The 14,888-nt window shown below is 30.6% G+C and carries 9 protein-coding genes; 2 read left to right on the forward strand and 7 right to left on the reverse strand.

From position 1 onward, the window contains the following. Positions 1-324 precede the first annotated feature (324 nt). Both BTO04_RS00960 and BTO04_RS00965 read left to right on the forward strand, forming a co-directional pair. The gene (locus tag BTO04_RS00960; protein WP_087562708.1) at positions 325-801 is read left to right on the forward strand and encodes a hypothetical protein; all 477 of its coding nucleotides are present in this window, start codon (positions 325-327) and stop codon (positions 799-801) included. 18 nt (positions 802-819) lie between these two features. After that, positions 820-2,715 (forward strand): adenylate/guanylate cyclase domain-containing protein, encoded by a 1,896-nt coding sequence (locus tag BTO04_RS00965; protein WP_232455924.1) that lies wholly within the window; start codon positions 820-822, stop codon positions 2,713-2,715. On the opposite strand, the gene BTO04_RS00970 is transcribed toward BTO04_RS00965, so the two are convergent. The 7 genes from BTO04_RS00970 to BTO04_RS01000 all read right to left on the reverse strand — a co-directional run bounded on the left by BTO04_RS00970 (position 2,708) and on the right by BTO04_RS01000 (position 13,966). Further along, positions 2,708-3,616: a hypothetical protein gene (locus tag BTO04_RS00970; RefSeq protein WP_087562709.1), complete on the reverse strand. Its 909-nt coding sequence runs from the start codon at positions 3,614-3,616 to the stop codon at positions 2,708-2,710. The genes BTO04_RS00965 and BTO04_RS00970 overlap by 8 nt on opposite strands. A 146-nt stretch (positions 3,617-3,762) precedes the next feature. Beyond that, on the reverse strand, positions 3,763-4,713 hold the full coding sequence (locus BTO04_RS00975; protein WP_087562710.1) for a succinylglutamate desuccinylase/aspartoacylase family protein: 951 nt from the start codon (positions 4,711-4,713) through the stop codon (positions 3,763-3,765). Then, positions 4,703-5,578, reverse strand: a complete 876-nt coding sequence (gene rimK / locus BTO04_RS00980) for a 30S ribosomal protein S6--L-glutamate ligase (protein ID WP_087562711.1) — start codon at positions 5,576-5,578, stop codon at positions 4,703-4,705. The genes BTO04_RS00975 and rimK overlap by 11 nt, the downstream gene beginning before the upstream one ends. Continuing rightward, a complete protein-coding gene (locus BTO04_RS00985; protein ID WP_087562712.1) occupies positions 5,578-6,015 on the reverse strand; it encodes a RimK/LysX family protein in 438 nt (145 codons plus the stop codon). Before BTO04_RS00985 ends, rimK begins: the two co-directional genes overlap by 1 nt. Before the next feature lie 69 nt (positions 6,016-6,084). Continuing rightward, entirely contained in the window at positions 6,085-7,641 is a 1,557-nt protein-coding gene (locus tag BTO04_RS00990; RefSeq protein ID WP_087562713.1) for an NAD(P)/FAD-dependent oxidoreductase, read from the reverse strand. A gap of 125 nt (positions 7,642-7,766) precedes the next feature. Beyond that, entirely contained in the window at positions 7,767-13,772 is a 6,006-nt protein-coding gene (locus BTO04_RS00995) for a BspA family leucine-rich repeat surface protein (protein ID WP_087562714.1), read from the reverse strand. Next, complete coding sequence (locus tag BTO04_RS01000) at positions 13,766-13,966, reverse strand: hypothetical protein (RefSeq protein WP_087562715.1); 201 nt, start codon at positions 13,964-13,966, stop codon at positions 13,766-13,768. The genes BTO04_RS00995 and BTO04_RS01000 overlap by 7 nt, the downstream gene beginning before the upstream one ends. Positions 13,967-14,888 lie beyond the last annotated feature (922 nt).

The raw sequence follows: 14,888 nt of genomic DNA on the forward strand, positions 1-14,888 counted from the left end.
TTTTGGTTCTATGAAAGAGTAATTTTTAATAGAAATTTAGAAGTTGGCAAAAAATAACTACCTTTAATGAAGTATTAATTCAGTGATTTTTATTTGTGATTTAAGTTTTTTTGACATGAATAGCTTTTTTTTATAACTTGAAGATTATTTTTTTACTTTAGATAAAATTTATAATCATTATTTAGAACCTCGATAAAATAAAGTTTTTTTTGAAAGACTTTAGCTAAAATAGGTTTAATTTATAAAAGCAAAATAATTTTCACTTCTGTACATTGCATATATATAATATATATTTGTAAAAAAAAAAGTAAAAAATCGTAAAAAATGAAAAAACTATTTCTTCTTGTGGCTATTTTGCTTACTGCTTCTTGTGGTTCATCAGATTGTGACTTTATACTAGAAAATGATGTTTCAGGGGCTATAGATACAAGTTTACTGGCAGACCTTGTGGGTAATGATGCAACAGCATTAGTAACTTTAAATGGTGAGTCAGCAAGAACTTTTACTTCTGAAGCGTTAATTGGTGATGAAATCTCTTATGAAATAAAGACCTCTTTATCAAACGTTGAAATTGTGATAATTAATTTTTTCTATACTTCAGGTAATCAAGAATTTTGGAAAACAGGTATAGAAAGAACTATAGAAATAGAATCTAGCCCAGCAACTGCATCTTTAAAGGTTTTAAGGGGTGCTGTTGGTGATGAAGTGAAATTCGGTTTCACTTTTGTATTAAAAACAGATGGTGTAATTGATTTTAACACTACTTATATTGTAGACCCAAAAATTAGAGTTAGATCTTAAAGTTAATTATTATTATTTGTGAAAAATAAAATTATCATAACAAATACCTATAAACTAAAAGCCTATTTTATTGTAGGCTTTTTTTGTTTGTATTCTATAAATATTTTTTCTCAAGATCAAAAAATTAGCGATAGTTTAAAACTAGTTTTAAAAACAAAGAAGTATTCAAAATCAGAAAAATTAAAAACGCTTCGTGAAATTGCAGCAAATGAAACCAATACAGATGAAATTATAATTTATAGTAACGAACTTATCAAAAATGCAAAAGAAGTAGATTCTATAAAATTTGTTTATGCAGGGCATTTACAATTGGGAAATGCATATCGCCTAAAAAGTGACTTGACAAAAGCATTAGAAAATTACTTTATAGCTTCTAAAATTGCTGTCGATAATAATTTGTTTTCTGAACAAGGAACTATAAAAATTACAATTGCAGATGTATATTCTATCTTGGGAGACAGTAAAAATGCAGAAAATTACTATAAAAGCAGTATACAGTTACTTGGTGAAAGGTTAAAATCAAAAGAAGTAAAATATTTAGATTCCATCAATTTAGCATCAGCACAATTAAATTTAGGTGATGAATATTACAATCAAAATAAATTAGATGCTGCATTGTATCATTTTAATAAATCTGGTAAATTATTTAAAGCGACAAAATATGAAATTGGAGTGGCTTATAATTTAGGAAATGTTGGTCTAGTATATGCAGAAAAAGGAGAGAATATAGTGGCTGAAGAAAAGTTAAATGAAGCTATTAAAGTTCTAGTTGCCAACGAAGACTATTATCCTATTTGTGTGTATTTGAATGCAATAGCAGATATTTATTATGAAAAAAAGCAGACGAAAAAAGCATTATTATATGCAAATAGAAGTATCTATTTAGCAAAAGAGTATGGTTTAAAAGAGCAAATAGGTGATGGTTATTTAAAATTATCTTTTATTTATGAAAAAGAGAAGAATTACAAAAAATCTTTTGAACTCTACAAAAAACATATTGTTTATAGAGATAGTGTAAAAAGTGTTTCTGGTGCTCAAAAAATTGCAAATGAAAAATCAAAGTATGAAATTACTTTGGCAAATGAAAAAGCTAGATTTGAAGTAGAAAAGAAACAGACGGAAGTAGATTTATTAAATGAGCAGAAAAAAACTCAAAATATAATTGTTATTGCAGTTGTTATCGCGTTAATATTACTCGGTTTTTTAGCTTTTTTACTTTTTAGAAGAAATAAATTTGTTGTAAAAACTGGTAAGATTATCCAAAAAGAAAAAGAACGTTCAGATATTTTATTAAAGAATATTTTGCCTGATGAAACTGCAGAAGAATTGAAAGAAAAGGGAAGTGTAGCTGCAAAAAGGTTCAACTCTGTATCTGTTCTTTTTACTGATTTTAAAGGGTTTACACAGTTTTCTGAAGGCTTATCTCCAGAGGAATTGGTAGAAAATATCGATTTTTATTTTTCAAATTTTGATAAAATAATTGAAAAATACGATTTAGAAAAAATAAAAACGGTAGGTGATGCTTATATGTGTGCAGGCGGTTTGCCTTTTCCTACAGAAGATCATTCTTATAAGATTACATTGGCAGCGTTAGAAATTGTAGATTTTGTAAAAAAAACAATGAATACTGCTTCTCTTGAAAAACCAAAACTAGATATTAGAGTAGGTATTAATACAGGTTCTGTTGTTGCTGGGGTTGTAGGAACAAAGAAATTTGCTTACGATATTTGGGGAGATACGGTTAATGTAGCTAGTAGAATGGAAAGTTCTGGAGCAGTGAATAGGGTTAATATAAGTGAGTCTACATACAATTTACTTAAAGACAAAACAGAGTTTAAATTTGAAGCAAGAGGAGCTATTGAGGCAAAAGGAAAAGGAAAAATTAAGATGTATTTTGTAGATAAAGTTAGTTAAAAGCATTTTTTCTGATGATTTCTAATTCATCAAAAGTAAAAATGTTATTTGAGTAAAGGGAATAGAGCTCATCTGTAATAGTTGCATTAAATAATAGTAAATCATCTGTATTTACCGTTACTTTTATTCCTTTGTCAAATAGTTTTCTAATAGGATGTGTTTTCAAATTAGAAACAGCCCCTAAAGAAATATTACTCTGTAAACAAATATTTAATCTGATGTTTCTCTCTAAAATTAAATCCATTGTTTTTTCTGAATTTACAGCATTTATACCATGTTGTAATTCATCGGGATTTAAAATGTTTATTGTTTCTTCAATTGATTTAGAATCAGAGAACTCGCCAATATGAACTTTTGTTTTAAGTTTGTTTTTCTTTGCTTGTTCAAACAAATCTTTAAAAGAGTTTAAATTTTGATTCGCTTCTTTTCCATAAATATCAATTCCGTTAAAAACGCCACTTTCTATACAAGAATTTCCATAAGTATTTACTTTTTCTAAGGGTAAATCTTTGTTGATACCAATATCAGGTTTAAAGTCAATTTGGGTTTTATATTTCTTTTTTATTCTTTTTACTTCAGATATCACAGTGTTGATAGAGTTATCAAAAAAACGAGTCAGACCAACATCTACACTAGCTTCTAAAAGGGTAACGTTATCATCTATGCTGCTTTCTATGGCATTTTCCATAAAGTAAACAACATCTTCTTTGGTAACCATTATTATATTTAAATGACCGTAAATAAAGTCGATCATACCAGGTAGGCCATTGTGTTTTTGTGGAAATATAATGGTAGAATTTGGGTATTTTCCTTGAAGTCTCTTTTGAGAACCCCCTAAATGAAAGTGATTATGAACATCCGCTTTTGGTGTTTTTAATAGCTCTTCTTTAGAATGTTTCACACGTAGTAATTAGATGGTTGTTTTAGATGCTTTTTTTGATGATGTTTTTGGAGAACTATATAGTGTAAGTAGTTATAAAATAAGGTTTTAATTATAATTATAATTATGATATTTTATTTAAGTTCCTTTTTTTTTTTAACTAAAGTTTATTCTTCAAAACTAATATGAAACAAAGCTTCACCTTTATTTACAATAGGTGTTTTATTAATGCAAAAAATATGTCCATCAAAAGGAGCATAAACTTTCTTTTTAAAATCACCAAAAGGGTCTTGTATAATGCCTAAAACTTCTTTTTTCTTAACAAAAATTCCATTGGTAACCATAATTATAAACATTCCAGAATGAGAGGCTCTTATCCATTTTGCTTTGTTTACAAAAATAGGTGTTTCTTTTACTGTAATTTTTCCTTCTATTAAACCTAAGCGAATCAGAACATTCTTAGTTCCGTTTAATCCTTCGTTAATAATTGTTGGATTTAATTCATTCGATTTTCCACCTTCAAATAATAAAATAGTTTTACCCATTTTATGCAACGTTTCTCTTAAAGATTTTGTGATGTTTTCTGAAAAAACAATCATTGGAGGGTTAAAAACTTTTGCTAACTCCAATGCTTTTTCATCGTCTTTGTTACATCTAATTTGAGCAATATTGTCACGTTTGCCGCCACCTGTATGAAAATCGATAACATAATCTACATGAGGTGCAATTTCTTTTGTAAATTGATACGCAAACTGACTCGCTAAAGAACCATTTGCAGAGCCAGGAAACATTCTATTTAAATCACGTCCGTCAGGAAATTCTCTTGTATGAATTAAATATCCAAAGATATTAAAAACAGGGATACAGATAATAGTTCCGTTAACGGGTATATTTATTTTTTGAGAGATAATTTCTCTAATAATTCCAACTCCATTTGTTTCATCACCATGAATACCTGCTAATAATAACACAACAGGCCCAGGTTTTTTAGAACGTTCTATAATTACAGGAACTTTTACAGTTGTTCTTGTGTGTAATTTTGCAACCTCTAAATCTAAAACAGTACGTTTTCCTTCAGGAATTTCTTTTCCTAAAAGGATAAATGGTTTACTCGACATGAATTTCTAAATATCTAATAATTTCTTTGGCAATGTTTTTTCCTGTTGCAACTTCAATTCCTTCTAAACCAGGAGAAGAATTTACTTCTAAAACCAATGGGCCTTTAGAAGATTGTAACATATCTACACCTGCAACACCTAAGCCTAAAGCTTTCGTTGCTTTTAAAGCCGTTTTTTCTTCTTCGTCCGTTAATTCTATTATAGTTGCATTTCCACCTCTATGCAAGTTAGAACGGAATTCTCCTTCTTTTCCTTGGCGTTTCATTGCACCAACTATTTTTCCATCAACTACAAAAGCTCTAATATCTGCACCACCAGCTTCTTTAATAAATTCTTGTGCAATAACTCTTGCTCCTAAACCATTAAAAGCTTCTAAAACGGAAGTTGCTGCATTTTTTGTTTCTGCTAAAACAACACCTAAACCTTGTGTTCCTTCTAAAAGTTTTAAAATTAATGGAGCACCACCAACAGACTCTACTACGTGTTCTACGTCTTTTGTGTAGTTTGTAAATACCGTTTTTGGTAAGCCAACACCAGCTCTTGCTAAAATCTGTAAACTGCTTAATTTATCTCTAGACTTTACTAATGCTTGTGAGGAAACAGCAGAAAATACTTTCATCATTTCAAATTGTCTTATTACTGCTGTACCATAAAAAGTAACAGAAGCACCAATTCTTGGAATAATAGCATCTACATTCTCTAAGTATTCCCCTTTGTAAAATATTTTAGGTGATTTTTTTTCTATTTCGATATTGCATTTTAAATGATCTACAACCATAACTTCGTGGCCTCTTTTTTCAGCAGCTTCCAACAACCTTCTTGTAGAATACAATTTTGGATTTCTAGATAAAATTACAATTTTCATTATTTTTTATGTTTTAATTTGTGTGATAAATTTGTTTTAGCTGTATCTATCACAAATTTTTTGTTTAAAAATTTTCTCCCCAATAATATGGGAAATTTCATGTCTTTTCGCTCACTTAATGTTAAATAAATTGGAAAAGAGGTATTGAAAATGATGATTTCTGTTTGAACCATAAAACGTTTTTCAGAAATACCATTAGAACTTTTTACAATTTTTGAAGAATAATTTTTTGAAGTAAACTCTTTATTGTTATAAAAAGAATGCTCTGGATCTAATAATGTGAACTTAATTAAACTTTCCCCATTTACTTTAAATTCTTCAATATTTGAACAATGTATAGATGAAGTGTAGGCGCCAGAATCAATTTTTAAATCGATGTCTGCAAGTGATAATTCTGGAAAATCAGCTTTATCTACACGACCAATTGTTATTTTCATTTTTTTCAATTAAAAGAGAGTAAAATTACAGATACTTATTGACTTATTTTTAATTTTTATTAAAAAAAATTATAGTTTAGAAGTTGCTGCTTCTGCACATCTTTCTCCATCCATTGCTGCAGAAACAATTCCTCCTGCATAACCACCACCTTCTCCACAAGGAAATAAACCTTCTATTTCTGTATGTTCTAAATTTTCTTTTCTTGGAATGTTTACAGGTGATGAAGTTCTAGATTCTACACCAACAACATTTGCTTCATTTGTATAATAACCGTGCATTTTTTGACCAAAAGCAGCAAAACCTTTACGCAACCTTCCGCCAATAATTTTTGGCAATAAAGAATGTAGTGGAGCCGATTTTAAACCTGGTTGATACGAAGTATCATTTAAATCTGTAGATAATTTTCCATCAACAAAATCTACCAATCTTTGTGCTGGAGCGGTTTGCGTTCTTCCTCCTGCAAAAAAAGCTATTTTTTCTAAATCTTTTTGAAATTCTAACCCTTTTAAAGGACCAAATTTTTCATATTTAGCAAAATCTTTATCAATATCTAATTCTACTACAATTCCAGAATTTGCAAATCGGTTATTTCTTCTACTTGGTGACATTCCGTTTACAACAACTTCACCACTTGCAGTTGCAGCAGGTACAATAAATCCTCCAGGGCACATGCAAAAAGAATACACACCTCTGTTATTTACTTGATGTACCAAACTATAAGCTGCTGCTGGTAAAAGTTCATCTCTTTGACCAGAACAATGATATTGAATTTGATCTATAATTTCTTGAGGATGTTCTACACGAACGCCCATTGCAAAAGATTTTGCTTTTAAAGCAATTTCTTTTTTATGTAACAATTCATAAATATCTCTTGCAGAATGACCTGTTGCTAATATGACAGATTTTACAGCCATTTCTTGTCCGTTTTGCAGCTGAATTGCTTGAAGTTTATTATTGGAAATCGTAAAATCTATGACACGCGTTTCAAAATGAATTTCACCACCAAATTTCAAGATATTCTCTCTAATGTTTTCAATTATTTTCGGCAATTTATTTGTTCCGATATGAGGATGTGCATCAACTAAAATTTGTTCTGTTGCACCATGAAAAACAAGGTTTTCAAAAATACGTCTTACATCTCCCCGCTTTAAACTTCTGGTATACAATTTACCATCAGAATACGTTCCTGCGCCCCCTTCTCCAAAACAATAATTAGAATCTTCATTTACAATATGATCTTGATTTATGGCTTTTAAATCTCTTCTTCTATCTTTTACATTTTTACCACGTTCTAATACAATTGGTTTAAAACCTAATTCTATACAACGCAATGCTGCGTACATTCCTGCAGGGCCAAAACCAATAATATGTACTTCTTTTGCTTTAGAAACATCTTTATATTCAAATATATAGTCAGATTTTTCTGGAACTTGTTCATTAATATAAACAGCAACTTTATAATTAAAGATGATGTCTTTTTTACGAGCGTCAATAGATTTTCTTAAAACTTTTACAGCCGAGATTTCACTTTTATCAACTCCTAATTGTTTAGATGCTTTGTATAAAAGTATATTTTCTTTGTGTTCTTCTACTAAATTTACTCTAAGTTGAATCTCTTTAATCATGATGCAAAAGTACTTAAATAGTGTGTTTTATTTCACTTTATAAAAAAATAAAACAGGCTAAGAAAATTCTTAGCCTGTTTTTGGTTTTAATAAACCCCTAAAGTTTATCAAAAAGGTTTAAAAGATTAATTACTTTTTTCTATTATTAGTTTTTTAGTAATTGTTTCTTCTTTGTTTATTATTTTTAATAGATAGATTCCAGAAGCTAAATTATGATTACCTATTGTAATAATGTTTTCAGCACTGTTTTCTTTGGAAATAGATGTACGTTCTATTAGTTTACCAGTAGTATCAAAAAGGAATAACTCAGTTTGTAAATTAACACTTGTTAATTTAATATCAAAAATACCATTTGATGGATTAGGGTAGATCAATAGGTTATCTTCAATAGAAGTAGTTGTAAAACTTGTCTTACTAGCAGATCTAGCATTTGTGTTATCTACACAAACAGCATTACAAGCACCTAAAGTATCTGCATAATCAGTACCAACACCATGTTTGGTTAAGTGTGTCATTACACCATCTGAACTAATGTTAATTTGAACATGATTCGTTCCTTTTTTACCATTTGTATGATGACAAACAGTAACCTTTCCTTTGTACTTTCCTTTTTTATCAAAAGCTCTAGCGTCTATCACACATACATAAATTGAAGTTGAAGCATTACACCCATTAGAGTTGGTAACAGTTACATTATAAGTTGTACTTACTTCTGGACTGATACTAGGATTTGCTTCATTAGAAACTATTTCACCAGAAGAGGTGGTCCATTCGTAAGTAAATCCACTTCCACCAGAAACAGTAGTTGTTAAATTAACAGTATCTGCAAAGCCTAAGAAAATAGTATTTTCTTTCTGAGTGTCTACTGCATTAAAATCATTTATTGCAATTGTTGGTACATCACCAAGAACAGAAACAATTGCAGTACTTGAAGTTGTATTATTAGAAGCATCTGTAGCAGTTAAAGTTACTACATGGTCTCCAATATCATCACAAGTAAAATGGTCTTTATCAATAGAAAGTGTGAAATCACAATTATCAAAAGTACCACCATCAATATCACTTGGTGTTATATCTGCAACACCATTCGTTAAATCAATTGAATAACTTTGTGTTATTACAATTGGAGCAGTAGTGTCTTCTACAGTTACAGTTGCTGTTTGTGTAGAAACATTATCATTGTTATCGGTTACGGTTAATGTTACTGTATTCAAACCAACATTTTCACAACTAAAAGAAGTGGTATCTAATTCTAAAGACTTGATTCCACAAGCATCATTACTACCATTGTCAATATCATCTGCAGTTATCATTCCGTTTCCAGAAGCATCTAATTGAACAGTTGCACTCTGTGTGATTGCTATCGGATCTACATTGTCTTTAACCGTTACAGTTGCTGTTTGGGTAGAAATATTATTGTTGTTATCCGTTACAGTTAAGATTACAGTATTTGCTCCAACATTTGCGCAAGTAAAGTTATCAATATCTAAAGTGTAAGATTTAATACCACAAGCATCAGCAGAACCATCATCAATCATTGATGTAGTAATAGAAGCGACTCCATTTGCATCTAATTCAATAGTAATATTTTGCGTGATTACATTTGGTGCAATGTTATCTTGAACAGTAACAGCAGCATTTAAAGAAGCCACATTTCCGTTATTATCTTCAACAGATAAGATTACATTATTTGCTCCAACATTTGCGCAAGTAAAGTTATCAATATCTAAAGTATAAGATTTAATACCACAAGCATCAGAAGAGCCATTGTTAATCATTAAAGGTGTAATAGAAGCGACTCCATTTGCATCTAACTCAACAGTGATATTTTGAGTGATTACATTTGGTGCAATATTATCTTGAACAGTAACAGTAGCATTTAAAGAAGCCACATTTCCGTTATTATCTTCAACAGATAAGATTACATTATTTGCTCCAACATTAGCGCAAGTAAAGTTATCAATATCTAAAGTATAAGATTTAATACCACAAGCATCATTAGAACCATCATCAATCATTGATGTAGTAATAGAAGCGACTCCATTTGCATCTAACTCAACAGTAATATTTTGCGTGATTACATTAGGGGCAATATTATCTTTAACTGTAACATTTGCAGTTGCTGTAGCTATATTTCCATTAATATCTGTAACTAAAAGAGTCACTTGATTATTACCAACATTTGCACATGTAAAACCTGCTGTCGTAGTTTCTGCACTATATGTTGCTGTAACGTATAACCTTTTGTAAGTTCCGCCACAAGGATCTCCAAAAAGACCATTAACAGCTGGTATTGTTACAGAATTTTTACCTAGAGCATAGCTTTCTACTATTGATAAACTGTTACTTGCATGACAAGATCCAATTGTAAATGTACCTGCATTATTATTATTAGGTGTTCCATAACTTGCGAAAGTAATACCATCAATAACACTTCCTAAAGGAGCTTGTAGAACAAGGTTGTTACCTTCATTAGTAGTTGCATTGAAAGTGCCAGATCCAGCAAAAAGAATACTTTCTATACCACAAGCATCAAAAGAAGCATTATCAATCATTGATGGTGTAATTGAAGCAAACCCATTAGCATCTAAATCTATAGAAATGTCTTTTGCTATTGCTGTTGGAGCCTCATTATCGTTTACATTAACTGTAAAAGTTTTTGTAGATGTACCAATTGCGTTTGTAGCAGTTGCCGTTACTGTAACTGAACCAATAGTAAATAAAGAACCTGGTTGTATGTCATAAGTAATGGTTGAAGCAGGAATACCTGTAGTTTCTGTAGCAGTATAATTAATTACAGCACCACATATACCTGAGTCGTTACTTACAGAAATATTAGTAGGAACTAAAATTTCTGGTGCAATACCAACTACTTCTACATTAAATGAAGCAACAGCTCTGTTGCCAGATGCGTCAGTTGCTGTATACGTAACAGTTGTAACTCCTATAGGGAAAGTTGCGCCATCAGCTAAACCTTCTGTTAATATGGTTGTTGCAGCACAATTATCAGTTCCAACAGGTGTAATATAATCTACTACAGCACCAGCAGCACTTGTAGCAAAAACACTAATGTTAGCAGGAGCAGTAATTTCTGGTGAAATTTTATCTATAACAGTAACTAGTGCTGTTTTGTTGCTTATGTTTCCGTTCACATCGGTTACAACAAGAGTAACTTCATTCGCAATAACATCTGCACAGCTATAATTAATAAGTGTTGTAGTTGTGTTTCCAGTAGGCGCGACAATACTTACATTATCAATTGCTATATCTGTATCTGTACCATTAATTTCACCCCTAAAACCTACAGTATGTGTAGAACTTGTAGCTGTAAAAGTCACACTGAATGGACTCCAGTTTGTCCCTGGGTTAGGCAATGCGGCAATTTGATTCCCGTCAACGTCAACACCAAAAGCAGTCTGCCCAATAAATGCACCACAACAATTATATGCGTTCCTGTAATCGCCTATAATGATGTATGTTTGTCCAATAGTTAGGCCATTTATAACTTGATTTAAGCCAGGGTCAGAAGACCCACCTACATCATTTAAAACTACATATGCACCTGGATTACCTCCTGTTGTTCTATATTCAATATAACCACCCACTCTAGTCCAGTCATTTGTAGCGTTATCGAAACCTCCATTAATGATTAATTCTCCACCTGTTGCTGCCGATAAGAATTCTAGTGAAGCAATACCACAAGCATCATTAGATCCGTCATTAATCATATCAGGTGTTATAAAAGCATTTCCGTTAGCATCTAATTGAACTGTAATGTCTTTAGTAATCACAGTAGGTGCAATTTTATCTTCAACAGTAACATTTGCTGTGGTAATAGATTGATTTCCATTTACATCTGTAGCGGTTAAATTTACTATGTTTACACCTAAATTAGAGCAATTGAAAGTTGATTTATCTGTTGAAATAGTTGCAATGCCACAAGTTGCAGAAGAACCATTATCAATATCAGAAGCATTTAAAATTGCGTTTCCATTATTGTCTAAATTAATAGTAATATCTTTTACTAAAGCCTCTACATTACATTCGCTAGGACATGTGCCCCAAACTGGTCTGAAATTAGCAGGAAACTGATAAGTTCCATTTGCAAATTCTGTAGGCTCATAAGGAATTTTAGAAACACACCAATTACTAATGTCATATTTAAAACTGGTTGCTACACTAAACATTTTTGTCATATTTGTAACCTTACTAACATCCCAGTTACTAATATCTTGATTAAAACTTTCTGCTCTTCGAAACATTTCTGACATATTTGTAACCTTACTAACATCCCAGTTACTAATATCTCCATGAACTCCAGAGTATACAAACATTTGACTCATATTTGTAACATTACTAGTATCCCAGTTACTAATATTAATATACGCAGCTGCGTAAGAAAACATTCCACTCATATCTTTAACATTACTAGTATTCCAGTTGCTAAGATCTAAACCGATAGCTCTAGAATTCATAAACATACCGTTCATATCAGTAACATTACTAGTATCCCAGTTACTAAAACCAGCAAGTCTAATGCCAAATTGAGTATTTGCAAACATAAACCTCATATTTGTAACATTACTAGTATCCCAATATTCGAATCCTTGATCTACTTCTGTAATTCGCCCTTTACTAACGCCAATTGTTGAAAACATTGACATCATATTTGTAACATTACTAACATCCCAATGACCTAAATAGGATTGTGCTTCATCAGGTTGATATCGATGCTCTGTATAAGGTCCGCTAGCAAAAATACCCCTGAGGTCTGTTATTCCACTTGTGCATGTTAAACTTGTTTCAGGAGTTTCTCCTAGTGAATAGCGATTGTAATCAGTATCTCTATTTTGTAAATCTGTTAATTGCCTTAGGTTTCTTTTCGTAAAGTTTTTAGCAATACCATCTATAATTAAAGTCCCAGATTCTCCATCTACAGCATTTTCACACAAGCAAGTTTGTCCATTTGAAGCTAGAGAAAAATTGGAATTATTAATGTAAGAATCATCATAAGGTAGTATATATGCTGCTCCTATATCATAAGCAGAATTTTGAACATTAGAGCCTAAAATTACTTTGTTGTCGCTTAAGGCTAAAGAGATTATACCTCCACCACTTAGACCAATACCAGAAGAAGAAGAAGAAGAAGGTAATCTTACTTTTTTAGTTTCTATCCAAGTATTATTACCGTAGTTATTAAAAATGTAAAGATAGCTCGCTACTCCAATTGTTATAGTTGCTTTATTAATTGCAATGTTAGAAAATCTATTACCAAAACCAAAAAAAATAGAAGGTGCATCAATTATAAGCTTTGCTGTTTGGCTCCAACTCCCATTACTATTATTAAAAACAAGTATACCTTCATTAGAACTAACTACTGCATTAGACCCATGTATAGAAACAGAAATAGAAGGAGAATTAGGATTATAAAATGCTCCTGCTACTGGGCTGTGAATAAATAATTTTTCTGTTTGTATCCATAAACCACCTATTTTTTCAAAAATATAGGCAAACCCTGAACTACCTCCAACAATAGCAAAATTACCATGAATATCTACAGAAGTAGCAAAAGAATTTTGTTCTTGTATATTTAAATGTATAGGGCTATTATACCCACCACCATTTTTTGTATAAATGTAAGTACCATTTGCAGCACCAGCAATAACGTTACTACCATCTATAGCTATAGGACCATTGAAACTAGACCCATTAGGAGGAGCCAATGTATTATATGTTGTTGATGCTCCTTTCTCATACATGCGAATAGCACTTCTAGTGGCTACAAGATAATTATCACCACTTACAGCTACTTTGATAATATTTTCTGGTTTATGCAAATCTGGTCCCGGAGGGACGCGAATAATACCACCATCAAGCCCGAGTGAGCTACCATAATTTGAGTTAATTTTATTTCTAAAAGGATTATAATAAGAAATACCATTCTCTGAAAATATATATGCCTTCTCTTCACCATCAGAAATAATTGTAAAATCACCATCTGTAGCAACTAAGGACCCAAACTTTTTATTTACCTCAAAACCTATAATTTCAGTGTATTTACTCCAAATTTGGGATTGTGTGTTGATTGCTGTTATTAATAATAGACAGCTTAATAGTATTTTTTTTAACATAATAAATATTTAAATTTCTCTCCTTGAAATACATTTTCTGAGTTATTTGATCTTTGAATCCATGAAAGAAGAGGTGCTGATTCAGCTAATACCATATCTATGGGTTCTTTAGTTTCTGATTGCGCAGAAAGTGTCATTGATAAAAATAATACCATTGTAAATATGGCATTTTTAAAAAAAGTTTTTTTGTTCATAATAATTAAGTTTGTTTAATAATATTTGTTGTTGTTTTTTTAAAATTGTTATCATATAACAATATCCATTTTATAAAAAAAAGTAGAAAGTACTTTTGATAAATGTAAGGTCAAAAAAAAAGTTTAGTAAATTTAATACCTGAATTAGAATAGAAGAATTTCCGTCATAAAATTGCGTTTTTACAAGGCATCAGTGGTCACTTTTGGTTAAAGTTTAGTTAGTTTTGTATATTTAAGAGTAATTTTTAATAGATGTTTTTCATAAAAAACAGGTATTTACGCGCATTCTTACAAATGGGTGTCTTTTTAAAAAATCTACTTAAATAATAATCTAAATCAAATATCTATAAAGAAAAATCACTTTCCAAAAAAAAGGAGGGTAGTTTTTCCCACCTTAAGTTGTAACTAATTGATTTTTATATTCTTGACAAATGTTTGTTATGGAGAGTTTTTCTTTTAATTCTTCTCGATTCTTTACGCTTGCTTTTGCATAGATATTTCGAATATGATATTTTACAGTATTTTTTAGAAATAAACAACTGAATACTTATTTTTATATTATTTAGATTCTGACACATTAATTTTAAAATATCAATTTCTCTTAAGTTTAAAGGTTCAATTGCTAATTTATTTTCTGATAAAATGGTATAAAAATGGTCTGTTGATTTAATTTTAAAAAACCAACCTTGTTTTTAAAAGGAGAGAAATCTGGTTATGTTATTTTATCAGAACAAATAATTATAGACAATTATTTTCTAACAACAAAGTTGTAGAAATTGCAAATGCGGGTCATTGGTTTCATGCAGAAAATCCAGAGGATTTTTATGAAGAAGTTTGTGCGTTTTTGGGTTAGTAGATTGCTATTAACTCCTTAAGATTTATAATACTTATATAAAAGTAGAAACAGGCTAAGAATAATCTT

This window comes from Polaribacter sp. SA4-10 (assembly GCF_002163835.1).
GTDB lineage: Bacteria > Bacteroidota > Bacteroidia > Flavobacteriales > Flavobacteriaceae > Polaribacter.

Bases quoted from the DNA above. Each gene is read 5' to 3' on its own strand.
- BTO04_RS01000 (WP_087562715.1), bottom strand. From the start codon at position 13,966: ATGAACAAAAAAACTTTTTTTAAAAATGCCATATTTACAATGGTATTA.
- rimK (WP_087562711.1), bottom strand. From the start codon at position 5,578: ATGAAAATTGTAATTTTATCTAGAAATCCAAAATTGTATTCTACAAGA.
- BTO04_RS00975 (WP_087562710.1), bottom strand. From the start codon at position 4,713: ATGTCGAGTAAACCATTTATCCTTTTAGGAAAAGAAATTCCTGAAGGA.
- BTO04_RS00995 (WP_087562714.1), bottom strand. From the start codon at position 13,772: ATGTTAAAAAAAATACTATTAAGCTGTCTATTATTAATAACAGCAATC.
- BTO04_RS00985 (WP_087562712.1), bottom strand. From the start codon at position 6,015: ATGAAAATAACAATTGGTCGTGTAGATAAAGCTGATTTTCCAGAATTA.
- BTO04_RS00990 (WP_087562713.1), bottom strand. From the start codon at position 7,641: ATGATTAAAGAGATTCAACTTAGAGTAAATTTAGTAGAAGAACACAAA.
- BTO04_RS00960 (WP_087562708.1), top strand. From the start codon at position 325: ATGAAAAAACTATTTCTTCTTGTGGCTATTTTGCTTACTGCTTCTTGT.